Source organism: Billgrantia sp. NRB1, from assembly GCF_056921725.1.
Window position 1 is genome coordinate 171,608 of sequence record NZ_CM167783.1, and the last position, 23,299, is coordinate 194,906.

General features: G+C 65.2%; 26 protein-coding genes. 22 read left to right on the forward strand and 4 right to left on the reverse strand.

The window, feature by feature from the left end:
- Window positions 1-91: 91 nt before the first annotated feature.
- The 4 genes from ACZIYR_RS00760 (at window position 92) to ACZIYR_RS00775 (ending at window position 2,169) form a co-directional block, all read left to right on the forward strand.
- Window positions 92-325: a hypothetical protein gene (locus tag ACZIYR_RS00760; RefSeq protein ID WP_473032001.1), complete on the forward strand. Its 234-nt coding sequence runs from the start codon at window positions 92-94 to the stop codon at window positions 323-325.
- Between the two features lie 35 nt (window positions 326-360).
- Window positions 361-1,065, forward strand: coding sequence for a succinate dehydrogenase iron-sulfur subunit (locus ACZIYR_RS00765; protein WP_483529038.1), 705 nt, complete (start codon window positions 361-363; stop codon window positions 1,063-1,065).
- A 19-nt stretch (window positions 1,066-1,084) separates the two neighbouring features.
- Complete coding sequence (locus ACZIYR_RS00770) at window positions 1,085-1,543, forward strand: 2-hydroxyacyl-CoA dehydratase (protein WP_483527882.1); 459 nt, start codon at window positions 1,085-1,087, stop codon at window positions 1,541-1,543.
- A 191-nt stretch (window positions 1,544-1,734) separates the two neighbouring features.
- Entirely contained in the window at window positions 1,735-2,169 is a 435-nt protein-coding gene (locus tag ACZIYR_RS00775) for a globin (protein WP_483527883.1), read from the forward strand.
- 73 nt (window positions 2,170-2,242) lie between these two features.
- Here the strand turns inward: ACZIYR_RS00775 and hmpA are convergent, their stop codons facing one another.
- On the reverse strand, window positions 2,243-3,412 hold the full coding sequence (gene hmpA / locus ACZIYR_RS00780) for an NO-inducible flavohemoprotein (protein WP_483527884.1): 1,170 nt from the start codon (window positions 3,410-3,412) through the stop codon (window positions 2,243-2,245).
- A gap of 105 nt (window positions 3,413-3,517) precedes the next feature.
- Window positions 3,518-4,084, reverse strand: coding sequence for a YIP1 family protein (locus ACZIYR_RS00785; protein ID WP_483527885.1), 567 nt, complete (start codon window positions 4,082-4,084; stop codon window positions 3,518-3,520).
- 158 nt (window positions 4,085-4,242) lie between these two features.
- On the opposite strand from ACZIYR_RS00785, the gene ACZIYR_RS00790 reads away from it, so the two are divergent.
- The 3 genes from ACZIYR_RS00790 to ACZIYR_RS00800 all read left to right on the forward strand — a co-directional run bounded on the left by ACZIYR_RS00790 (window position 4,243) and on the right by ACZIYR_RS00800 (window position 8,023).
- On the forward strand, window positions 4,243-4,659 hold the full coding sequence (locus tag ACZIYR_RS00790; RefSeq protein ID WP_483527886.1) for a MarR family transcriptional regulator: 417 nt from the start codon (window positions 4,243-4,245) through the stop codon (window positions 4,657-4,659).
- 33 nt (window positions 4,660-4,692) lie between these two features.
- Window positions 4,693-5,850, forward strand: coding sequence for a cytochrome P450 (locus ACZIYR_RS00795; RefSeq protein WP_483527887.1), 1,158 nt, complete (start codon window positions 4,693-4,695; stop codon window positions 5,848-5,850).
- A gap of 448 nt (window positions 5,851-6,298) precedes the next feature.
- Window positions 6,299-8,023, forward strand: a complete 1,725-nt coding sequence (locus ACZIYR_RS00800) for a cytochrome D1 domain-containing protein (RefSeq protein WP_483527888.1) — start codon at window positions 6,299-6,301, stop codon at window positions 8,021-8,023.
- Window positions 8,024-8,104: 81 nt separating this feature from the next.
- On the opposite strand, the gene ACZIYR_RS00805 is transcribed toward ACZIYR_RS00800, so the two are convergent.
- Window positions 8,105-9,325, reverse strand: coding sequence for a cytochrome D1 domain-containing protein (locus ACZIYR_RS00805; RefSeq protein WP_483527889.1), 1,221 nt, complete (start codon window positions 9,323-9,325; stop codon window positions 8,105-8,107).
- A gap of 14 nt (window positions 9,326-9,339) precedes the next feature.
- Window positions 9,340-9,699, reverse strand: coding sequence for a c-type cytochrome (locus ACZIYR_RS00810; RefSeq protein ID WP_483527890.1), 360 nt, complete (start codon window positions 9,697-9,699; stop codon window positions 9,340-9,342).
- Between the two features lie 267 nt (window positions 9,700-9,966).
- On the opposite strand from ACZIYR_RS00810, the gene ACZIYR_RS00815 reads away from it, so the two are divergent.
- From ACZIYR_RS00815 to ACZIYR_RS00885, 15 genes are all read left to right on the forward strand, one after another.
- On the forward strand, window positions 9,967-10,440 hold the full coding sequence (locus ACZIYR_RS00815; protein WP_473032008.1) for an AsnC family transcriptional regulator: 474 nt from the start codon (window positions 9,967-9,969) through the stop codon (window positions 10,438-10,440).
- Complete coding sequence (gene ahbB / locus ACZIYR_RS00820; RefSeq protein WP_483527891.1) at window positions 10,437-10,979, forward strand: siroheme decarboxylase subunit beta; 543 nt, start codon at window positions 10,437-10,439, stop codon at window positions 10,977-10,979. The genes ACZIYR_RS00815 and ahbB (ACZIYR_RS00820) overlap by 4 nt, the downstream gene beginning before the upstream one ends.
- The gene (locus ACZIYR_RS00825) at window positions 10,951-11,433 is read left to right on the forward strand and encodes an Lrp/AsnC family transcriptional regulator (protein ID WP_483527892.1); all 483 of its coding nucleotides are present in this window, start codon (window positions 10,951-10,953) and stop codon (window positions 11,431-11,433) included. The genes ahbB (ACZIYR_RS00820) and ACZIYR_RS00825 overlap by 29 nt, the downstream gene beginning before the upstream one ends.
- Window positions 11,408-11,959, forward strand: a complete 552-nt coding sequence (gene ahbB, locus ACZIYR_RS00830; protein ID WP_473032012.1) for a siroheme decarboxylase subunit beta — start codon at window positions 11,408-11,410, stop codon at window positions 11,957-11,959. The genes ACZIYR_RS00825 and ahbB (ACZIYR_RS00830) overlap by 26 nt, the downstream gene beginning before the upstream one ends.
- A gap of 33 nt (window positions 11,960-11,992) precedes the next feature.
- Window positions 11,993-13,192, forward strand: coding sequence for a heme d1 biosynthesis radical SAM protein NirJ (gene nirJ / locus ACZIYR_RS00835; RefSeq protein ID WP_473032013.1), 1,200 nt, complete (start codon window positions 11,993-11,995; stop codon window positions 13,190-13,192).
- Window positions 13,193-13,243: 51 nt separating this feature from the next.
- On the forward strand, window positions 13,244-14,104 hold the full coding sequence (gene cobA, locus ACZIYR_RS00840; RefSeq protein WP_483527893.1) for a uroporphyrinogen-III C-methyltransferase: 861 nt from the start codon (window positions 13,244-13,246) through the stop codon (window positions 14,102-14,104).
- Window positions 14,104-15,627, forward strand: coding sequence for a cytochrome D1 domain-containing protein (locus ACZIYR_RS00845; RefSeq protein WP_483527894.1), 1,524 nt, complete (start codon window positions 14,104-14,106; stop codon window positions 15,625-15,627). Before cobA ends, ACZIYR_RS00845 begins: the two co-directional genes overlap by 1 nt.
- 167 nt (window positions 15,628-15,794) lie before the next feature.
- On the forward strand, window positions 15,795-16,997 hold the full coding sequence (locus ACZIYR_RS00850; protein WP_483527895.1) for an NnrS family protein: 1,203 nt from the start codon (window positions 15,795-15,797) through the stop codon (window positions 16,995-16,997).
- Between the two features lie 11 nt (window positions 16,998-17,008).
- On the forward strand, window positions 17,009-17,404 hold the full coding sequence (locus tag ACZIYR_RS00855; protein WP_483527896.1) for a SirB2 family protein: 396 nt from the start codon (window positions 17,009-17,011) through the stop codon (window positions 17,402-17,404).
- Window positions 17,405-17,664: 260 nt separating this feature from the next.
- Window positions 17,665-17,982: a carboxymuconolactone decarboxylase family protein gene (locus tag ACZIYR_RS00860; RefSeq protein ID WP_473032017.1), complete on the forward strand. Its 318-nt coding sequence runs from the start codon at window positions 17,665-17,667 to the stop codon at window positions 17,980-17,982.
- 247 nt (window positions 17,983-18,229) lie between these two features.
- The gene (locus tag ACZIYR_RS00865; RefSeq protein ID WP_473032018.1) at window positions 18,230-18,676 is read left to right on the forward strand and encodes a c-type cytochrome; all 447 of its coding nucleotides are present in this window, start codon (window positions 18,230-18,232) and stop codon (window positions 18,674-18,676) included.
- Between the two features lie 33 nt (window positions 18,677-18,709).
- Entirely contained in the window at window positions 18,710-20,056 is a 1,347-nt protein-coding gene (locus tag ACZIYR_RS00870; RefSeq protein WP_473032019.1) for a cbb3-type cytochrome c oxidase subunit I, read from the forward strand.
- Between the two features lie 54 nt (window positions 20,057-20,110).
- On the forward strand, window positions 20,111-20,932 hold the full coding sequence (locus ACZIYR_RS00875; RefSeq protein WP_483527897.1) for an AAA family ATPase: 822 nt from the start codon (window positions 20,111-20,113) through the stop codon (window positions 20,930-20,932).
- Window positions 20,933-20,955: 23 nt separating this feature from the next.
- Window positions 20,956-22,896, forward strand: a complete 1,941-nt coding sequence (locus tag ACZIYR_RS00880; RefSeq protein ID WP_483527898.1) for a nitric oxide reductase activation protein NorD — start codon at window positions 20,956-20,958, stop codon at window positions 22,894-22,896.
- 112 nt (window positions 22,897-23,008) lie between these two features.
- Window positions 23,009-23,212, forward strand: a complete 204-nt coding sequence (locus ACZIYR_RS00885; protein ID WP_483527899.1) for a hypothetical protein — start codon at window positions 23,009-23,011, stop codon at window positions 23,210-23,212.
- Window positions 23,213-23,299: the final 87 nt, after the last annotated feature.

Below are 23,299 nucleotides of genomic sequence, written 5' to 3' on the forward strand. Positions count from 1 at the left end.
TTAGTGTTGGGAAGTGCGGTTGCAGCGGCAAATGACTACTGGCGGGAGTAATGCGCCCAGTCGTGATTTGAAGATCATGGGAGCTATCGTCATGCTTGATTTTTTTCACAATGCACAACGTACCCATGTTGTTGGCAATATGTTGATGGTGATTGGTCTTCTGCTGCTTCTCGTGGGTGTGCTGGGTGGTTACGTCATTAATGCGCATCTGGCGCTGTATCTACAGGTAGTGGCCCATCTGCTGGTCATTGCCGGGCCAACTCTGATCAAGATTGGCTATGTGATGCGCCTCAATGCGCGCCAGCGGCTGCATCTGGCCTACTGACACGGCCACCCAGCAAGAGGAGCAAGCACCGCATGATCCAAGTCCGACTCTACCGCTACCATCCCGAGTACGATGAAGCGCCGCGGCTGGAAACCCATGAAGTCGCGGAGCACTTCCGCAAGGCGATGGTGTTGGACGTCCTCGAGCACCTGAAGCAGCAGGATGCGACTCTGGCCTATCGGCGCTCCTGTCGCGAGGGGGTGTGCGGCTCCGACGGCATGAATATCAACGGCAAGAACGGACTGGCTTGCGTGACCCCGGTGACAGAAGCGCTGGATGGTAGCGATACCCTGATCCTGCGCCCGCTGCCGGGCATGCCGGTAATTCGCGACTTGGCGGTGGATTACGGCCTTTTTTTCCGCCAGTTTGAGAAGATCCGCCCCTGGCTCATCAACAATGAGTCACCGGCTACCATCGAGCGGCTGCAGAGCCCAGAGGACCGTGAGAAACTCGACGGCCTCTACGAGTGTATCCTCTGTGCCTGCTGCAGCTCTGCCTGTCCCTCCTGGTGGTGGAACCCGGATAAGTACATCGGGCCGGCCGGGCTGTTGCAGGCCTACCGGTTTCTGATCGATAGCCGCGATACGGCCACCGAAGAGCGGCTGGCCGACCTCGACGATCCCTTCAGCGTGTTCCGCTGCCGACAGATAGCCAACTGCACCTGGGTTTGTCCTAAGGGGCTCAATCCCATGCGCGCGATCGGACACATCAAGGCGATGCTACTGGCGCGTGGTAGCTGATCAAAGAGGAGTCGCGAAGATGGCATTTCGACAGGTGAAGGATCTGCTGGCATGGATCCATGACTTCCACGAGCAGCTTGGAAAACAGTATGTCCGTCTAGGGGATCAGCAGCAGGATGAACGAATGAAGATGGCCCTGGTCTTTCTGGCCGACCGTGAGCGGCGCATGCAGGAGGGGATGGCAGCCTATTTGGAAGATGCAGATGAGGGTCTGCTGTCCACCTGGCTGATCGATAGCCAGGAATTTGGCCATCCCGGTGTGCTGGAGCGCATTCCCCAGTGCCTGGGGTGCCATGATGTTCACGATATCCTGGCCAATGTGACGACCGCTCACCAGACCCTCAAAGACATGTACCGGCTGCGCGCTGAGCTGGCTTCCATTCCAGAGGAAACGGAGCTTTTCGAGCGGCTCGCCGACCAGCAAGAGGCTGAGGCTCGCCTCCAGACCCGAGATATTGCGCGTCTGGATATCTATTGAGCGCCGGCATTGCTGAACAGGCTGGCGGCAGGTTGTCGGGCCCCAGGGGAGTAACGGCAGAGGGTGATGTGCCGCCTGCATGATCCAGGTCATGCAGCGCGACATTGCGCGACATTGCGCGACACAAGTGGATGTCGTCGTTCCTGGCCTGTTCTAGGCTGCTTGGATAGCTACGCCATGGCGACGCTCCTATGGATATCGAAAGGCTCTTCGATGCCAGCTATATGCGCGTCCTCAATCGCCGGCTCGAAGGCCGGGAGTTCTTTGACGTCTTCTACGAGCGTTTCCTGGCGGCATCGCCGGAGGTGGCGGCGAAGTTTCGCCATACCGACATGCCGCGTCAGCAGGCCATGTTGAAGAAGGCCTTCTACCATCTGCTGACCTTCTATGTCTCGAGCCATGCCGACTACTACCTGCACCAGGTGGCCGTGCTCCACAGCCGCGCCCACCTCGACGTTCGCCCCGAGCTCTACGATCTCTGGCTCGATGCCCTGATTGATACGGTGCGTCATTTCGACGATTGTTTCAGCGCCGATATCGAGCTGGCCTGGCGGTTGGTGATGACGCCGGGCATCGTCTACATGACCTTTCATTACGATCGCGGCGGGGATGATCCCGCGCCTTGAGCGGGACAAGCCACAGGCGGGGCTCGACACGAGGAAGGCGACACCGGCGCCGGGCCGGTGTCGCTTGGGCGGGTCAGGCCGCTTCGAGGGGGCGTGAAGGGCCGAAATGCTCGTAGTGGCGTCGCTCGGCGGGCACCCCGAGGCCGGCCAGGGCACTGTCGATGGCGCTCATGAAGCCCTGGGGGCCGACGTAGTAGCAGCGGGCGTCCGCCGGCAGCAGCCGCGCCAGCAGGTCACGGTCGATTCGGCCGCGATGGTCGGCCGCCTCGCCGCGCTCGTGGACGCTCACCGCCTGCAGCGTTTCCGGATGGGCCTGGGCCAGCGCCGCGACCTCGTCGCGAAAGGCGTGGTGCTCGGCGTCCAGGGCGGCGTGCAGATAGACCACCCGGCGGCCCTGGGCGAGGGCCTGGCGGGCCAGAGGCAGCATCGGGGTCTGGCCGACGCCCCCGGAGGCCAGCAGCAGCGGCTCGTCGCCGCCCTGCAGGGTCAAGTCGCCGGCGGGGGGCAGCAGCGCCAGGGTATCGCCCACGCGCATGGCGTCATGCAGGTGGCGGCTAGCGCGGCCCTGCGGCTCGCGCTTGACCGAGATGCGATAGTGCCTGCCGTTGGGCACATCCGACAGGCTGTAGTGACGATAGAGCGGCTCGCCGTCGAGGGTCAGCCTTACGCCGATGTACTGGCCGGGGGCATGGTCGGCCACCGGGCCGCCGTCTACCGGCTCCAGCACGAAGGAGCGGATCACCGCGCTCTCCTGACGAACCTCGGCGATGCGGAACTCGCGGGGGCCGCGCCAGCCGCCGGGTCGCTCTTCGAACTCTCGATAGCGATGGTCCTCCAGCTCGATCAGCAGCCCGGCAAGCTCCTCGTAGAGCGTGCTCCAGGCGTCGGCGACCTCCGGCGTCACGGCATCGCCCAGCACCTCGCCGATGGCGGCCATCAGGCATTCACCGACAATCGGGTAGTGCTCGGGGCGGATGTCCAGCGAAACATGCTTGCTGACCACCGTGGCCAGGGTCTTGCGCACCTTCTCGCGGTCCTGGCGCAGCTGGACATAGGCCAGCACGGCGCCGGCCAGTGCCCGGGGCTGGCCGCCGTCGGCCTGGTGAGCGTCATTGAACAGCGGCTTCACCTCGGGGTAGCGGGCGAACATCAACGGGTAGAAGCGCTGGGTGATGGCGTCGAGGTGTTCGGCCACGGTGGGGGCGGTGGCCGCGATCAATTGCTCCTGCTCGGCGTTGAGCATAGGGGTCTCCTTCGTCTATGGGGGTATTTTTTATAAGAGGTATTTAGAATACTTCTTATCAGGGGCGACGAAGTGAGGCGTTTTGTCGCAGCCAGAGTTTGCTTCTCAGTAGGCCCAGACGATGGCCATGAGCAGCCCCCAGGCCAGCACTCCGGCGGCCACGATGGTATGTGTCACCGACATAGTGACTACGTCCTCGTCCTGTCGCTGACACAGCGCCTGCAGGCCGTGATAGATCAAGCTGCAGGAGATGCCCAAGGCGGTCAGAACGGCCAGGGCGTTGAGCAGCAGGCTGGGGATCAACAGCACCACGGCGGAGGACCACAGCGGCAGTGGGGCCAGTGCTGCCAGCAGGTAGGCGTCGTGGTAGTCGATCGCCAGTTCACGGGTGCCGTTGACGACCGCATGGATCAGCCAGCCCATCACGAAGAAGGTCAACAGCTCTGCCAGGAACAGGATGGTGGTGATGAAGCGCCACTCTCTATCACCGAAGCCGACGACGAAGTCGTCGCCGTAGTGGGTGCCGGCGTAATAGAGCATCAGCGGTGGCAGCAGCGACATCGGAAAAACGATCGCCCATGCCAGCAGCGGAATGGAGGGGCGGCGCTGCTGAAGCTCCTTCCAGCCTGCATGGCGAGTAAAGGGTAGGCGAACCACGGTGATCAAGTTCATGACTCTTTCCCTCTTCTTGCTGGCCCCGACGGCGGACTTGGCTAGAGCTTGCGGGAACGTATCGGGATATTTAATATCATATTGTGATATTAATGCTTTAACAGATAGCGCCCGTCACGGCCCCCGTCAAGGCAAGTGGTGGGGTATGAGGACTTTGCATGTCCGAGAATGACCGGTTGACCAAGCAGGATTTTCAGCGGCTGTCTCACTTTCGCTACCAGCTGCGCTGCTTTCTTCGGCAGAGTGAGGATATCTGCCGGCAGCACGGGGTAACGCCGCTACAGTACCAGCTGTTGCTGCATCTCAAGGGGTTTGAGGGGCGTGAGTGGGCCTCGGTGGGTGAGCTCGCCGAGCGGCTGCAGGCCAAGCACCATGGTGCGGTGGCCCTCGTGGATCGCTGTGTGCAGCTGGGGCTGGTGGAACGACGGCCGGATCCTCAGGATCGTCGCCGCATCGAGGTCCACCTCATGCAGCGAGGGGCAAGCCTGGCCGCACGGATTGCCGAGCTGCATCAGCCGGAGCTGCGCCACCTGCAGGAGGAGTTCCATCTGCCTGGCTGGCCGGATCTCGACTGATTCACGCTGTTTCTTGTCTTTTAAGGAGTCGATATGACAAATCACCACCATCAGGACTGGGACCCGCGGGCCGAGGCCGTGCTGGATGACCAGGTCGCCGCCTATGATGGGATGCGCCGATGCTGTCCGGTGGCCTATAGCGACTACCTGCAGTGGTCGCTGTTTCGGCATGCCGATGTGATGCGTGTACTAGAAGACCATGAAACCTTCAGCAATGCGGCAAGCCGCCACCTTTCCGTACCCAATGCCATGGATCCCCCGGATCATACCCGGTTTCGCCGTGTCATCGAGCCCTATTTCGGTCCCGAGCCGATGGCGGCATTGGAACCACGCTGCCGCGAGATTGCCGTTGGCGTGGTGGCGCGTCTGCCGGCCAGCGGCGAAGTGGAGGCCATGACGACGCTGGGTCAGGACTTTGCCCTGGAGATCCAGTGCGCCTTCATGGGCTGGCCTGAGCGACTGCATGAGCCGCTGCGTGCCTGGGTGCAGCGCCAGCAGGCGGCCACCCTTGCTGGAGATCGCGAGGCGCTGGGCGAGCTGGCGCTGGAGTTTGACGGAGTGATCCGCGACCTGCTGGCCGCGCGTCGGTCGGCCGGCGACGCAGCGCCCGATGACGTCACCTCTCGCATCATGAGCGAGACGGTGGAGGGGCGGTCACTCACTGACGAGGAGATTGTCAGCATCCTGCGCAACTGGACGGTGGGCGAGCTGGGTACGATTTCCGCCAGTATTGGCATTCTGACCCGCTACTTGGCGGCACACCCCGACCTGCAGTCGCGGCTGCGTGGCGAGCTCGAGCTGTTGCCGGTAGCCATCGATGAGATCCTGCGGCTTGATGCACCGCTGATGTCCAACCGGCGCATAACCACGCGACCGGTTGAGATCGGTGGGCGGCAGATACCCGCCGGCGAGCGACTGACGATTCTGTGGGGCTCGGCCAATCGCGACGAGGCCGTGTTCGGCGAACCGGATGAGTGTCGCCTCGACCGCGATCCTCAGAACAACCTGCTCTACGGGGCCGGCATCCACGTCTGCCCCGGCGCCCCGCTGGCCCGCCTGGAGCTGCGCCTGTTCATGGAGGTGCTGCTGGCCGATACCGTGCACCTGGCCCTGATACCGGGCAGGCCGGCAGTGCGTGCCAAGTTCCCCGCCGGCGGCTACTCGACGGTGCCACTCAGCGTTCAGCGCTGATCCTCCCGGCCCGGGGCTCGTCGTCCCCGGGATTTCCCACCCTGCGATGCGACTTCCTTCGTCGCAGCTGCCAAGCGGCGCTGAAGTGCTTTCACAGGCTGTTTCGTGCCGGTCTGCGAAGCGTCAAGGAAGAGCGAACCTTCAACTTGCTTGATGAAGATCTTTTTTCATTTCTACCACTTTGATTGATCGTAATTTTCTTATTTGTCTCTGCTTTTCCATGATGAAAGCTTGGGGATTTTTTGAGTCATTTTTTTGATTCATGTCAGGGGAGTATGTCTCGTTACTTTTGGTATACGAAATATGTTATTTAATGTAGACATCCTATGGATACAAGTTGGCGTCAGGTGATTCGATGCTAACGCCGTGTCGATAGGAGCGCTGTGACGGCGCGAAGCGAGCAAGACATTCAGGAACATTTCAAGGAACAACAGGAAGAGGCTCAGCGATGACCCACAAGACCTGGCTACGACACTCCCTGGCGGCGGCCGTGGCTGCCGCGGCGCTTGGTACCGGCCATGCGGCGGCCGAGAGCGACCATGCCGATCCTGCCTCCGGGGCCTATCACGGTGCCGGCTCGGCGGTCGAACCGGCGTCGGTGAAGATGATGACCGCCCCCGGGGCACCGGACATGACCGAGGAGGAGTTCCAGCGTGGTACCGAGCTCTACTTCCAGCGCTGCGCCGGCTGTCACGGTGTGTTGCGCAAGGGAGCCACCGGCAAGCCGCTCACCCCGGATATCACACAGCAGCGCGGGGAAGCCTATCTTGACGCCTTCATCACCTACGGCTCGCCGGCCGGCATGCCCAACTGGGGCACTTCCGGGGAGATGTCGGAAAGCGATATCGACATCATGACCCGCTACATCATGCACGAACCGCCCCAGCCACCGGAGCACGGCAAGGCCGAGATGGAGGAGACCTGGACGGTGCATGTTCCGCCCGAGGAGCGGCCCACCGAGCAGATGAATGATCTCGACCTGGAGAATCTGTTTTCCGTGACCCTGCGCGATGCCGGGCAGATCGCCCTGGTCGACGGCGACTCCAAGGAGATCGTCAGCGTGCTGGACACCGGCTACGCGGTGCATATCTCGCGTATTTCCGCCTCGGGCCGCTACCTGCTGGTGATTGGCCGTGATGGCGCCATCAACATGATCGACATGTGGATGGAAAAGCCCGATACCGTTGCCGAGATCAAGATCGGTATGGAAGCGCGTTCGGTCGAGGTGTCCCGCTACTCCGGCTACGAGGATGAGTACATCATCGCTGGGGCCTACTGGCCGCCGCACTACGTGATCATGGACGGCGAGACCCTGGCGCCGCTGAAGATCGTCTCCACCCGGGGGATGACGGTGGATACTCAAGAGTACCACCCTGAGCCGCGCGTAGCGGCCATCGTGGCATCGCACAAGCACCCGGAGTTCATCGTCAACGTCAAGGAGACCGGCAAGGTGCTGCTGGTCGACTATCAGGACCTCGACGCCCTCAGTACGGTAGAGATCGATGCCGCTCCCTACCTGCATGACGGTGGCTTCGACCGCTCGCTGCGCTATTTCATGACCGCAGCCAACGAGTCACATCAGATCGCGGTGGTGGATGCCCAGGAGCGTGAGCTGGCCGCCCTGGTCGACGTGGGGCGCATCCCCCATCCCGGCCGTGGCGCCAACTTCGATGATCCGGAGTTTGGCCCGGTTTGGGCCACCAGCCACCTGGGCGACAATACCATTCAACTGATCGGCACCGACCCGGAAGGGCATCCCGATGAGGCCTGGCAGGTGGTGCGTACCCTCGAAGGCCAGGGTGGCGGTTCGCTGTTTATCAAGACCCATCCAGAATCCCGCAACCTCTATGTGGATACCACCTTCCACCCCGAGGATGACTTGAGCCAGAGCGTGGCGGTGTTCGATATCGACAACCTGGAGGCCGGCTACGAGGTACTGCCGATTGCCGAGTGGGCCGATCTCGGCGATGGTCCCAAGCGTGTGGTCCAGCCCGAATATAACAAGGCCGGCAACGAGGTGTGGTTCTCGGTGTGGAACACCATGGACGAGATGTCGGCGCTGGTGGTGGTCGATGACACCACCCGAGAGCTCAAGGCGGTGATCACCGATGAGCGTCTGGTGACGCCCACCGGTAAGTTCAACGTCTACAACTCCATGCACGAGATCTACTGAGCAGCTACGGGGTCGGCCTAGTGCCCCGGCCCCGCCTCGCGCAATCGCCTGCTCGACCAGTGTCGAGCAGGCGCTTTTCGATTACAGCCCGATACGGTGGGCGCGATGGGTGAAGAAGATACCGCTGGGCGATTCGGCCGGCAGGCGCGCCAGTTCCTCGAAGGTGCGGGTGTCGTAGACGACCACCTGGTCGCTGTCCCGGGCCGAGATCCAGATGTGTTCGCCCCTGGGGGTGAACTCCTTGTGCAGGATCGACTCGCCGGGCTCGAGGGTCTTGATGATCTCCAGCGTCCGCGTATCGATCACCTGCACCTTGTCGTTGAGCGGGTGGGCGAAGGTGACCCATACCTGCCGCTCGTCGGGGCGGCTCATCACGAAGATCGGCTGGCCGTGGACCTCGATGCGCTCGGTCAGCGACCAGTCGCGGGTGTCGGCCACCAGCACCTCGTTGCGGCCCACGGCGGGGAAGAAGGCCTGGTCGCCGGCCATCGCCCAGCCCTCCAGGTGGGGCATCTTGTAGACCGGCAGGCGCTCCTCGCCGCGGCCGTAGTCGGGCAGGATGCGTTGCACGCCCTTCTCCGGGTACCAAAGGTCGAGCATCGCCATGCCGTCCTCGCCGAACAGCCCGGCGATATAGTAGCGGCCGTTGGCGGTGATCAGAGCGTCGTAGGGCATGCTGCCCACGTCGCGATACTGGGTCAGCTCGGGCTCCTCGGAGGACATGTCCAGGGTCCAGATCTCGCCGGCCTCGAAGAGGCTGAACACGAACATGTTGCCGGGCACGTCCACCACCCCGACCACCTTGGCCTGGTCGGTGGTGCCATCGGGCTTCTCGTAGGTAGCCGGCACGTCGATCACCAGCTCCATGGTCTCGACGTTGAAGACCTTGACGCCGCCGGGCTCGTAGTTGCCCACTGCCACGAAGCGGCCGTCCTGGGAGATGGCGCCGCCGATGCTGTTGCCCCCCTGGATGATGCGCCCGTCGATCTCGCCGGTGAGCAGGTCGAACCGGGTCAGGCCGCCGTCGCGGCCGAAGACGAAGGCGTAGCGGGCGTCGCGGGTGAACTTGACCGAGGCGTGGGAAAGGTCGCCGAAGCCCTCGACATGACGCAGCACTTCCCGGTGGGTGGTGTCGACCAGCGCCACGCTGCCGGTGGCGCGCTCGATGATCACCCCGAGATCGCCGGTACCGCGCAGCTCGGGCAGGGCGTTGGGCGAGCTATCGGCCAAGGCGGGGGCCCCGACCATCAGAGCCAGGCTGCCGGCCGCCAGCAGCGATTTGAGGGAGGTGGGTAGGGGCATCGGAAATCTCCTGATCAGTCTTGTGATGTCAGCGTGTCGAGGGGGTTGTCGGTCTGCAGGTGCTCGGCGATCCAGCGGGCATCGGCCTCGCTGATCAGGGCCTTCCAGCCGGGCATGGCGCTGCCGGGGATGCCGTGCAGGATGATATGGCTCAGCGCCTCCACGCTGAAGGTCTGCATGCGGTCGCGGGGCAGCGCCGGGCCCAGGCCGCCGCGCAGGGTCATCCCGTGGCAGGAGCCGCAGTCCTGGTAGAGCAGGGTTTCGAGCTCCGCCTGGCGCGCCGGGTCGAGTTCGTCTTGCGGATCCTGCGCCTGGGCGGAGGTCGACGACAGCAGGATGCCCAGGAGCAGCGTGATCAGAACCGGCATATGCATGTGAAAGGGCCTCGTAGGACGGATGGGAAACAGGGGGCGCGGTCGACGTGACGGTTAGACGCAGTGTCCCGCCGACGATCAGGCGATGCTTTGACGAGCATCAATGCCCTGTCGGGTAGTCGTGGACCCGGAACGCAGAAGTGCCATTGAAAATACCTCTTTTGACTTGTGTCAACGCCAGCGACGATCACGGCATTCGGGATTGATGGTGCATGTAATATACGCCTTAACATCATGCTTTCTATCGACCTCAGCGGGTGGCTGCCGATGGTTTCACTGGATGCTCAGGATCGCGCTCTCATCGACGCCTATCAGCGTGGCCTGCCGATCTGTGAGCGGCCCTTCGCCGCCATGGCCGAGCGGCTGGGCGTCAGCGAGGCCGAGGTGGTCGAACGTCTCGAGCGCCTCCAGTCGCTGGAGGTGCTGAGCCGGGTGGGGCCGGTGTTCGACCATGCCCGGGCCGGCGCCAGCCTCCTGGCGGCGGTGGCGGTACCCGCCGAGCAGCGCGATGCCGCCGCCGCGGTGATCAACCGCTGTCCCGGGGTCAACCACAACTACGCCCGCGAGCATCGCTACAACCTGTGGTTCGTGATGACCGCCGCCGACGAGGCGCAGCTCGAGGCCCGCCTCGATGCGCTGGAGGCCGAGCTGGGCGAGCCGCTACTGCGCCTGCCGATGCTCGAAGGCTTTCATATCGATCTGGGCTTTCCCATTCCATGGGCCGAGCTGGAGGGTGCATGAGCCATCTGTCGCATGACCCGATCCCCTGCACCGAGGCCGAGCGTCGCCTGCGCGCCCTGCTCGAGCGCGGCCTGCCGATCACCCCCCGCCCTTGGCAGCGGCTGGCCGAGCAGTGCGGCATGCACGAGGCCGAGGTGATGGCCTGCGTAGAGCGCTGGCAGCAGGCGGGCCTGATCAAGCGCCTGGGGCTGGTGGTCAAGCATCACAGCCTGGGTATTCGCGCCAATGCCATGGTGGTCTGGGACGTGCCCGACGCAAGCGTGGGCGAGCTTGGCCGGCGCCTGGCGGACGAGGCGGCGGTAACGCTGTGCTATCGCCGCCCGCGCCGGCTGCCCGACTGGCCCTACAACCTGTTCTGCATGATCCACGGTAGCCGCCGCGAGCGGGTGCTGGCGTCGCTCGACGAGATCGTCGAGCGCCAGGGGCTGCAGGCCATTCCCCACCGCGTGCTGTTCAGCCTCAAGGCCTACAAGCAGCGCGGCGGTCGCTACACCCGAGAGGACGACGCCCATGACAGCCGAGCCTGCCACCCGGCCTGAGCCGGCCCAGCTCGATGCCGCCGACCGGCGCATCATCAACCGCCTGCAGGACGGCCTGCCGCTGGTCGAGGCCCCCTTTGCCGTGGTGGCCGAGGAGCTTTCGCTCACCGAGGGCGAGCTGCTCGAACGGCTGGCCTGCCTGCGCGAAAGCGGCGTGTTGAGCCGCTTCGGTCCCATGTACCACGCCGAGCGGCTCGGCGGCGGCCTGACCCTGGCGGCCCTGGCGGTGCCAGAAGATGACTTCGAGCGGGTTACCGAGGCGGTCAATGCCTTCCCCGAGGTGGCCCACAACTACCGGCGCAAGCACCGCCTCAACATGTGGTTCGTGCTGGCCACCGAGACGCCGGAGCGTATCGCCGAGGTGATCGCCGAGATCGAGGCGGCCACCGGTCTTACGGTCTTCAATATGCCCAAGCAGGAGGAATTCCATGTCCGTCTCCACCTGCCCGTCTGACCCGGCGTCCACGCCGAGCGCCGCGCCCGGCGTCCTGGACGCCCAGGACCGGGCCATCATCCTGGCCACCCAGGCCGGGTTGCCCCTGGTGCCGGACCCCTGGCGCGCGGTGGGCGAGCCGCTGGGGCTCTCCGGCGAGGAGGTGCGGCGGCGAATGGAGCGCATGCAGGAGAGCGGGATCATCCGCCGCATCGCCGCGGTGCCCAACCACTACCGGCTCGGCTATCTGGCCAACGGCATGACGGTGTGGGACGTGGAGGACGCCGAGATCGAGCGGCTGGGGCGCGCCGTGGCGGCGCTTCCCGGCGTCAGCCACTGCTACCGGCGCCCGCGTCATCTGCCGGACTGGCCCTACAACCTCTTTGCCATGCTGCACGGACGGACCCACGCTGAAGTGGAGGCCCAGGCGGAGGAGCTGCGCGACCTGCTCGGCTCGGCCTGTCGGGATCACCGCATCCTCTACAGCTCACGCATTCTCAAGAAGACCGGCCTGCGTCTCGCGGGGCGGTCCGACAGGCAGCGTTAGGGGCGACCCCGCCTGCCGCCAGAGGAGTTAGACATGTTCAGAGTCACCCGCTACATCAAGTCCCTGGTCGAGCCCACCCCGGTGCCGCCGGCCCGCAAGCCGCCCGGCCCGGTGGTGATCTGGAATCTGATCCGCCGCTGCAACCTGACCTGCAAGCACTGCTATACCACCTCGGCGGACATCGAGTTTGCCGGTGAGCTCTCCAACGCCGAGGCGCATGCGGTGCTCGACGACCTGAAGGGCTTCCGGGTGCCGGCGCTGATTCTCTCCGGCGGCGAGCCGCTGATGCGCCCGGATATCTTCGAGCTCTCCCGCCGGGCGCGGGCGCTGGGCATCTATACCGGGCTGTCCACCAACGGCACCTTGATCGACGAGTCCAACATCGACGAGATCGCCGACATCGGTTACGACTACGTGGGCATCAGCATCGACGGCCTGGAGGCGACCCATGATGTGATCCGCCAGCGTCAGGGCGCCTTCCGCGAGTCGATGCACGCGGTGAAGCTGTGCAAGGAGCGCGGCATCAAGGTGGGGCTTCGCTTCACCCTCACCCAGCAGAACTACGAACAGCTGGGCGACATCCTGGCGCTGCTCGAGGAGCACGACGTCGACAAGTTCTATTTGTCGCACCTCAACTACGGTGGGCGCGGTCACCGCCACGGCAAGCACGACGCCTGGCACCAGATGACCCGCGACGCCATGACGCGACTCTTCGACCACTGCCGGGCGGAACTGGCCCGCGGCGTCGAGCGCGAGTACGTCACCGGCAACAACGACGCCGACGGCCCCTTCCTGCTGATGTGGGCCCGCGAGCACTTCCCTGAGCAGGCCGAGGCGCTGGAGCAGCGGCTGATCAACTGGGGGGGCAACGCCTCCGGTGAGAACATCGCCAATATCGACAACCTCGGCAACGTGCATCCGGATACCTTCTGGTGGGATCACACCCTGGGCAACGTCCGCGACCGGCCCTTCTCCGCGATCTGGCGGGATACGCAGGATCCCCTGATGCTCGGCTTTCGACAGCGCCCCAGGCCGCTCAAGGGACGCTGCGCCGAGTGCCGCTATCTGCCGATCTGCAACGGCAACACCCGGGTGCGGGCCTGGAAGGTCACCGGCGACCCCTGGGAAGAGGATCCCGGATGCTATCTCAGCAATCAGGAAATCGGCGTCGATGAGCGCCGAGAGCGCCGCGTGGCGGCCCCCTACGATGCCATCCAGAGCATCGAGCTATAGACCGTAGAGTAGAATCCAAGACAAGAGTGACGCTTCGGGGAGAGGCCGACCATGACCATACATCGCCATTCGCGACACCTGAATTTCGACCTTGACGAGGCGCCCCTGGCGCCCGGCGAGGTCGCCATCGTGGGGGCCGGCCCCGGTGACCCGGGCCTGTTGACCCTGCGCGCCCTGTCGCTACTGCAGCAGGCCGACTGCCTGGTCTTCGACCGCCTGGTCTCCCAGGAGGTGCTGGCCCTGGCCCCGGCCGGCGCGCGGCGCTTCTATGTCGGCAAGGCCTCGCGCTGCCACGCCCTGACCCAGGAGGAGACCAACGCCCTGCTGGTGCGCCTGGCCGGGGAGGGCAAGCGGGTACTGCGCCTCAAGGGCGGCGATCCGTACATCTTCGGCCGCGGCGGCGAGGAGGCCGAGTACCTGATCGAGCATGGCGTCGGCTTTCGGGTGGTGCCGGGGATCACCTCGGCGTCGGGCTGCTCCACCTATTCCGGATTCCCGCTGACCCACCGCGACTTCGCCCAGAGCGTCACCTTCGTCACCGGCCACTGCAAGGCCGACGGTGAGCTGGCGCTCGACTGGTCGGCCCTGGCGGTGCCCAACCACACGGCGGTGTTCTACATGGGACTGGCCAACGCCGAGCTGATCAGCCGTGAGCTGCAGCGCCATGGCTTGCCCGCCACCCACCCGGTGGCCCTGGTGGAGCGTGGCACCACCCCCGAGCAGCGTCACGTGTTGGCGACCCTGGGCGACCTGGTCGAGGTGATCGAGCGCGAGGGCTTCAAGCCGCCGACGCTGATCGTGGTGGGCGAGGTGGTGCGTTTGGCCGACACCCTGGCGCCGGCCATGAGCCGGCTGACCCGGGAGGATGCCGAGACATCCGAGGAACTCGACATGGGGAGACTGGCACTGTGATGCGACCCGCGCTTCTGATCGGCACCCTGCTGGGGCTGGCCGCACCCGCGCTGCCGGCGCTGGCCGACGACCCCGATGCCAACGTGCTCTACAACCACCACTGTGCGGTGTGCCACGGCGTCAGCCGGCTGGGCGGCATCGGTCCGGCGCTGCTGCCGGACAACCTCTCACGGCTCAAGCCCGACGAGGCCGTCGAGGTGATTCGCGACGGCCGGGTGGCCAGCCAGATGCCCGCCTACGGCGAGCTGCTCAGCGAGCCCGAGATCGGCGCCCTGGCCGAGTGGATCTACGAGCCGCCGGAGGTGGAGCCGACCTGGACCGAGGAGGACATTCTCGCCAGCCACGAGGTGCGCTATCCCTACGGCAGCCTGCCCGACGAGCCGGTGTTCGAGGTCGACGACCTCAAGAATCTGTTCATCGTGGTGGAGATCGGCGACCACCACGTCAGCCTGCTCGACGGCGACACCTTCGAGCGTATCACCCGCTTCCCCAGCCGCTACGCGCTGCACGGCGGGCCCAAGTACACCCCGGACGGCCGCTACGTCTACTTCGGTTCCCGCGACGGCTGGGTGACCAAGTACGACATCTACAACCTGGAGGTCACCGCCGAGGTGCGCGCCGGTATCAATATGCGCAACATCGCGGTCTCCGCCGACGGCCGCTACGTGCTGGCCGGCAACTATCTGCCGCATACCCTGGTGCTGTTCGACGCCCGGGACCTCGAGCTGATCGCCACCATCCCGGTGGAGGGGCTCAACGGCGAGACCTCGCGGGTCAGCGCCGTCTACACCGCGCCGCCGCGGGACAGCTTCGTGGCTGCCCTGCGTGACATCCCCGAAGTCTGGGAGATTCGCTGGCCGGAGGAGCGCGCCGAGGGCGACGAGACGATCACCGGGGACTTCGCGCTGCACCGCATGGAGGCGCCGGACTACCTGGACGACTTCTTCTTCGACATGGAGTACCGCTACCTGGTGGGAGCGGCCCGTGGCGGCAAGGGCGGCCAGGTGTTCGATATGGATGAAGAGGTCAAGGTCGCCGACCTGCCCCTGGAAGGCATGCCGCACCTGGGCGCGGGCATCACCTGGGAGCTGGATGACCGCCGGGTGATGGCGATCCCGCATATCGACAAGGGGCTGGTATCGGTGTTCGACATGACCGACTGGTCGCTGATCACCAACATCGAGACCGACGGTCCGGGGTTTTTCATGCGCAGCCACGAGAACTCGCCCTACGCCTGGGTGGACGTCTTCTTCGGCCCCAACCATGACCGGGTGCACGTCATCGACAAGCAGCGCCTGGAGATCGTCGAGACACTGATCCCCGAGCCGGGCAAGACCGCCGCCCACGTGGAGTTCGACCGCCGCGGCGAGACCCTGCTGCTCAGCGTCTGGGACGACGACGGCTACCTGCTGTGGATCGACGGCAACACCCTGGAGGAGATCGACCGCATGCCAATGAAGCGCCCCTCCGGCAAGTACAACGTCTGGAACAAGACCCAGTACGAGGAGGGGACCAGCCACTGACGGGCCAACCGCTCGTGGGTATGCCAAGCGCCTGGCCGGAAGCGGCCAGGCGTTTTTGCGGGAAAGCGCTAGTCTCGAAAAGGAGTATTCTTGATACCTGTCATAGCGTTGTGCGGTGCTTTTCCACACAATGGCTTTATCCAAGCATTCAAGTCGGGTATCACGTCATGAAATCAGCCACTGCCGCATCCGGCCTGACGCACCTGCCCGTGGCGCGTCTGGCGTTTCGTCCCTTCTTTCTTCTCGCCTCGCTGTTCAGCGTGCTGGCCCTGGTGGTGTGGTTCGCCTTCTGGCACGGCGATATCCTGCTGCGCCCCCATGGCGGCCTGATGTGGTGGCACCAGCATGAGATGATCTTCGGTTTCGGCGCCGCCATCATCGTGGGGTTTCTGCTGACCGCGGTACAGAACTGGACCGGCCAGCGAAGCCTGCACGGCGCGCCGCTGCTCGGCCTGGTGCTACTGTGGCTCGCGGCGCGGGTGCTGCTCGCCTATCCGCTGGGCCTGCCGGCCTGGCTGCTGATGTTGCTCGACGTGGCCTTCCTGCCGCTGGCGGCCCTGGCCATGGCCCGGCTGGTGATTCGCGCCAAGCTGTGGCGCAACCTGATGTTCGTGCCGCTGCTGCTGCTGATGGCCGTCGCCAACCTGGCCATGCACCTGGGGATCATGCGCGGCGAGCTGCCGCTGATCCGCGAGGGGGGCTACCTGGGGGTGCTGCTGATCGCCACCCTGATGGTGCTGCTGGGCGGGCGGGTGATCCCCTTCTTTACCTCGCTCAAGCTGGGCCGGCCCAAGCCCACGCCCAACGCCATGCTGGAGAAGCTGGCGGTGGGCGCGATGCTGGCGGTAGTGCTGATTCAGCTGCTGATCCTGCTGGGCATGGACGCCCTCTCGGCGCTGCTGGGCTGGGTGATGCTCATCGCCGCGGCGGCCAACGCCGTGCGGCTGGCCCGCTGGGAGGGCCTGCGCACCCTGCATGAACCGCTGCTGTGGGGCCTGCACCTCAGCTACGCCTTTATCCCGCTGGGACTGGTCATGTGGGCCCTGGCGCTGACCGGGGTGTTCCGCGTCGAGCTGGCGCTGCATGCCCTGGCGATCGGCGGCGTTGCGGCCATGATGCTGGCGATGATGGCGCGGGTCTCGCTGGGGCATACCGGCCGTACCATTCGCACCCTGCCCGGCATTGGCGTGGGGCTGGCGCTGATGTTTGCCGGCGCCCTGCTGCGCTCGCCGGTGCTGGCGATGTTTCCGCAGATCACCCACTGGACCTACAACCTGAGCATCCTGTTCTGGTGCATCGCCTACCTGATCTTCCTGTTCCACTACACGCTGCCGCTGGTAACGGCGCGGGTGGACGGCAAGGACGGCTGAGGTGCCCGGCGATGCTCGAACACTACTTCCTGATCAAGCACCTGCACATGGCCACGGCGGGGCTGAGCCTGGCCTTCTTCCTGCTGCGCGCCTGGTGGTCGGTGAGCGAGGCGCCGATGCTCCAGCGCCGCTGGGTCAAGGTCCTGCCGCATCTCAACGACACCCTGCTGCTCACCTTGGGCCTCGTGCTGATGGCGATGCTGTCGATGTGGCCGCACCAGCACCCCTGGCTGGCGGCCAAGCTGGTCGCGCTGCTGGTCTATATCGGCCTGGGCACGGTGGCGATCAAGCGCGGCGCGACCCCGGCCATTCGCGGGGCGGCGGCGCTGGCCGCGGTGGCGGTGTTCCTCTACATGCTGGGGGCGGCGGTGCACAATAGCCCCCTCGCCTGGCTGGCGCCTCGCTAGCGATGTTGACGTATGTTCCACTGCTTACATATCTAGCCGCTTCAGATCCCTGGATGAACCGTGGGAGGGCGGCTCCGCCGCGCGAAGGCGCCGTCAGGCGCCCTAATCCTGGCAGCGCTGCACGCTGCTTCGCTCGCTGAAGCGGCCTCCCACAGCACGACCTCGCCATTGGCTAAAGTTATTTCTGTCATGCTTTCGCCGACGGCAATGGCATCTATACTGAGGGCACTTCGACACACCCCGCAGCGAGGAGAGCTGGCATGAGCAAGCAGGACCTTCCCGCCGGCGCCGGCAAGGTAGCCGATCAGTATCCCGAGGTATGGAATGCCTTCCAGTCCCTGGGCGAGGCCTGTGCCGAGGCCGGGCCCCTAGACCACCGAACCAGGCGGCTGGTGAAGCTGGCCCTGGCGGTGGGGGCTGGCTCCGAAGGCGCGGTCCACTCCCATATGCGCCGCGGCCTGGCCGAAGGGATCGAGCCCGAGGCGCTCAAGCAGGTGGCCATGCTGGCCGTGCCGACCCTGGGGCTGCCCGCCGGCGTGGCGGCCCTGACCTGGATCGAGGACCTTACCGACTCCTGAACGCCTGCCCGTTGCCGCGGCGGGGGCCTTGGCTGCCCGCCGTGCGACACTAGGCCGCAAGCCCCCGACCCGCCAAGACTCCTCGGCTTGCGCCCTTGTTTTACCGCCATTTGACGAAGGTCAATGCCCGACCCTGCCGGGGCCTGCTACTCTAAACATGCATTATAAATGCATGTTATAAGGGGTGGGACTGGTCGATCTCGGTCGCAGGTCCCGAAAGTGCCACATGAGCAAGGGGGGATGGCCCATGACCGAAGGCCTCACCAAGGCGGCGGCTCGTAATATCTTTTACGGCGGCTCGCTGTTCTTCTTCCTGCTGTTTGCCGCGCTGACGGCTCACAGTCACTTCTACATCGTCAACACCTCGACGCAGCCCATGTCGGACTCCGTTCGGCTGGGCAAGCACGTATGGGAAGAGCATAACTGCATCAACTGCCACACGATTCTCGGCGAAGGCTCCTACTTCGCTCCTGAAGTCGGCAACGTCTGGACCCGCTACGGCGGCCGCGACAACCCCGAGGGTGCCCGCATGGCCCTCGAGGCGTGGATGAACGCCCAGCCCACCGGCGCACCTGGTCGTCGCCAGATGCCTGCCTTCGACATCAACGATGAAGAAATGCAGGCGCTGATCGACTTCCTCGAGTGGACTGACTCCATCGACACCCAGGGCTGGCCGCCGCATCCGGCCGGCTGATCCGGACTTCAGGAACCAAGGAGAGTCGAAGCGATGAAATATGAAACGCAGAAGGTAGCCTTACCCTTCTTCATGGTGGCGATGGCGCTCTTTGCGCTACAGATCGTCTTCGGGCTGGCGGCGGCGGCGGCATACGTCTGGCCGCACTTCATGTCCGAGGCGATGCCCTTCAATATTACCCGTACCAGCCATACCAACCTGCTGATCGTCTGGTTGCTGATCGGCTTCATGGGGTGCACCTACTATCTGATGCCGGAAGAGGCCGAGAACGAGATCTACAGCCCCAACCTGGCCTACTTCCAACTGGCGCTGTTCGCCATTGCCGGTGCCGGCGCGCTGATCAGCTATCAGTTCGGCATTCATGAGGGACGCCACTATCTCGAGCAGCCGCTGTGGGCCAAGCTGGTGATAACGGTCTCCTTCCTGATGTTCCTGTTCAACACCAGTCTGACCATGCTCAAGGGGCGCAGGACTGCCATCAACATGGTGCTGATGCTGGGCCTGTGGCTGGCGGCGGTGTTCTGGCTGTTCGCCTTCTACAACCCCGACAACCTGGCGCTGGACAAGCTGTGGTGGTGGTGGATCGTCCACATCTGGGTGGAAGGCGTGTGGGAGCTGATCATGGCCTCCCTGCTCGGCTACCTGCTGATCAAGATGACCGGCGTCGACCGCGAGGTCATCGAGAAGTGGCTCTACGTCATCGTCGGCCTGGCGCTGTTCTCCGGCCTGCTGGGCACCGGGCACCACTACTACTGGATCGGTACCCCCGCCTACTGGCAGCCGATCGGCAGCATCTTCTCCACGCTCGAGGTGATCCCGTTCTTCGCCATGGTGGTGTTCGCCTTCTACATGTTCTGGAAGGGCAGCCGTAACCACCCGAACAAGGCCGCCATGCTGTGGACCCTGGGCTGTGCCGCCGTGGCCTTCTTCGGTGCCGGCGTTTGGGGCTTCATGCACACCCTGTCGTGGATCAACTACTACACCCACGGCACCCAGGTCACCGCGGCCCACGGCCACCTGGCCTTCTATGGCGCCTACGTGATGCTGATCATGGGGATCATCACCTACGCCATGCCGCAGATCCGCGGTGTCCAGCCCTACAACCAGGTGCTGAACATGTGGGCCTTCTGGATCATGACCGCCGCCATGTGGTTCATGACCTTCACCCTGACCTTCGCAGGCGTCGTCCAGACTCACCTGCAGCGGGTGCTGGGCATGAACTTCATGCAGATCCAGGAGCAGCTCGACCTGTTCTACGTCATGCGCTTCGGTACCGGCATCTTCGTCGCCGCCGCCGCCGTGATGTTCATCTACGCGGTCTTCGGGCCGGCGCGCGAGCAGGTGCCTGCCACCAGCAAGCCGCTTACCGCCACCGAGTGATCGACCCGACGGGGCGCGCTGCGCCCCGTCACCCCTTCCCCCTGGAGTGACGCCATGTCTCACACTGCTACCGCCGCTGCGGCCGTGTCCCCACAGGAACGCGACCTGCCCTACTACGAATCGGTCGGCAACGAATGTGCGCTTTTCGAGCAGGCGTACCAGCAGCATCTGCCGCTGCTGCTCAAGGGGCCTACCGGCTGTGGCAAGACCCGTTTCGTCAGCCACATGGCGGCCAAGCTGGGTCGCCCGCTGTTTACCGTTTCCTGCCACGATGACCTGACTGCCGCGGACCTCACCGGGCGCTACCTGCTGCAGGGGGGCGAGACCCGCTGGGTCGATGGTCCCCTGACCCGTGCGGTACGCGAAGGCGGCATCTGCTACCTCGACGAGGTGGTGGAAGCGCGCAAGGATGTCACCGTGGTGCTGCACCCGCTAACCGACGACCGCCGCCTGCTGCCGTTGGAGCGCACCGGCGAGCTGCTCGAGGCGCCGGACGATTTCATGCTGGTGGTCTCCTACAACCCCGGCTACCAGCACATTCTCAAGTCGCTCAAGCCGAGCACCCGCCAGCGTTTCGTGGCGATGTCCTTCGACTTCCCCCCGCCCCGCGTGGAGTGCGACATCGTCTCTCGCGAGAGCGGCCTGGCCCACGAGCGCTGCGCCGCCCTGGTCAACCTTGCCGCACGGCTGCGCCAGCTCAAGGGCCAGGACCTGGAGGAGGGCGTCTCCACCCGCCTGCTGGTCTACTGCGCGACCCTGATCGCCGCCGGCATGCCGATCCTCGAGGCGACCCGGGCGGCCCTGGTCGAGCCGCTCACCGACGACTTGGATGTCCAGGAAGGGTTGATGGAAGCCATCAACGCCACCTTTGGATAACGGCTGAATAAGGGGAGGCTGCCATGCTGCCATTTCTCGAGGTCGAGGAGTTCGTCGGCCGCCACTGGCACCGCTGGGCCTCCAGCGCGGCCAGCTACCAGCGCTACCCGAGTGCCGCCGTGGAGCTCGAGAGCATGCGCCATATGCTGGGCGTCTTCTTTCGCGCCAGCGGCGGCGAGGCGGGCGTGGAAGTGGCCGCCATCGTCGCCCGCAGCTCCCAGCACCGCCTCTCCCTGCGCCAGCGGCTTGGCTTCGACGACGAAGCCATCGACCAGGCGCGGCGCGACGAGGAAAACCTGCTGTTGCCGCCGACGCTGGATTTCTTTCCCGAGGCGCAGCTCAACCGCGATCTCTATTTCTGGCTGGTGGCCTTCCTGGCCGTATCGCGCCGGCCCGCCCGACAGCGCGATCCGCTGCGCCAGGATCTGGCCAGCCTGCGCGAAGCCGTGCGCGCCCGCGACGCGGCCCTGGCCCGCTTCCCCGGCCTGGCCGAGCGCCACCGGCGCCTGTGCCTGGGGCTGCTGATCATCAGGCCCGAGCGCAAGCGGCTGCCGCCCATGGAGATGGCGCTGGAGCAGACCCTGCGCGCGCTGCTCGGCGAAGAGGGCGAGCTCGAAGGCTGGGCAGCGGCCATGCACCGCGCGGTCTGTGATCCCAACGCCTCGCTGGAGGACTTCAAGGCGCCGCGCGGCTACAAGCCGCCGCTGCCGGTCCCCCTGTGGGGCCAGGTGGTAGAGCTGGGCACCGGTTCAGGCCGCGAGGAGAGCGGCGACGACCCCCAGGAAGGCGAGACCAACAGCCCCCAGTCGGTGGCCGGCGGCAAGCGCAAGGCCGAGCGCAAGCGTCAGGATCAGACCGAGCGCGACGACCCGCTGGTCGCCAACCGGTTCGAGAAGATGCTCTCCTGGACCGAGATGGTCAACCTCAATCGCCTGGTCGAGGACAACGAGGACGAGGAAGCCAAGCGCGCCGCAGAGCAGATGGAGGAGATCATCCTCAGCCCCCACAAGCAGCGTGCGGCGACCCGCATCAAGGTCGATCTCGACCTGCCGCCCGACGAGGTGCTGGGCGAGCGGCTACGCGGCAAGCATGCCTATCCTGAATGGAACTACCGCAAGCAGATCTATCTCCCCGACCACTGCCTGGTGCACACCGAGCTTGCCAGCGAGGAGGGCGAGCAGTGGGAGCCCGACGACGCCACCCGGCGGCGCATTCGCCGGGTGCGCCGCGAGTTCGAGGCGCTGCGGCCGCGCCGCGAGATCCTGCGCGGCCAGCTCGACGGCAGCGAGCTGGACATGGACGCGGTGATCCGCTCACGCTGCGACCTGGCCGCCACCGGCGAGTCCAGCGACCGACTCTACCAGGCCACCCGTCAGCAGGCCCGCGACCTGGCGGTGTCGATCCTGGTCGACGTCTCGCTCTCCACCGACGCCTGGCTGGAGGATCGCCGGGTGCTGGACGTGGAGAAGGAGGCGCTGCTGGTGCTGGGGCACGGTCTGGCCGGCTGCGGCGACGACTACGCCATCCACTGCTTCACCTCCCACCGTCGCCAGAAGGTCTGGGTCAACACCCTGAAGCCCTTCGAGGAGACCATGAGCGAACGGGTGGCGCGGCGTATCTCGGCGCTCAAGCCGGGGCACTATACCCGCATGGGGCCGGCGATCCGCCACGTGGCCAAAGAGCTGTCCGAACGCCCCAACCGTCACCGCCTGCTGCTGGTGATCACCGACGGCAAGCCCAACGACACCGACTACTACGAGGGGCGCTACGGCATCGAGGACACCCGCAAGGCGGTGCTCGAGGCGCGCCAGCAGGAGGTGCGAGTCTTCGGCGTGACCGTCGACAGCGAGGCTCACCAGTACGTCTCGCGCCTGTTCGGCCGCGGCAGCTACGCCATCGTCAATCGTCCCGAGCATCTGGCGCTGGCCCTGCCGGGCATCTACCGTCAGATCATCGGCAGCTAGGAGCCTGTCGGACTTAACGCTGATCTGCTGCGAAATCCGTGTTCCTCGCGACGATCGGTCAAACCCGGCAGGCTCCTATATCGCCGGCCTGCGCCGGCAAGAGAGGACTCCCATGACACTGAGCCGCCCCGTAATGGCCACGCTCTTCGGGGTGATCGCGGCCTTCGCCGTGCTCACCCCGCTGATCTGGCTGATCAATACCCGCGACTGGGGTATCTTCCTGATGCTGCTGGCGCCGGTGGTGATCTACGCCCTGATCCATGCCGGGCGCCGGCTCGCGGAATGGGCGCAGCCGGAGCCCCCCGAGGAGCGCTGAGCCCCTGGCCTTCTTGCAGCGACGTACGATAGCGTAGCGGCGCCGCTGGCGTCTTGGCAGGGCATCCGGTGAAAAGGGAGCATTGCA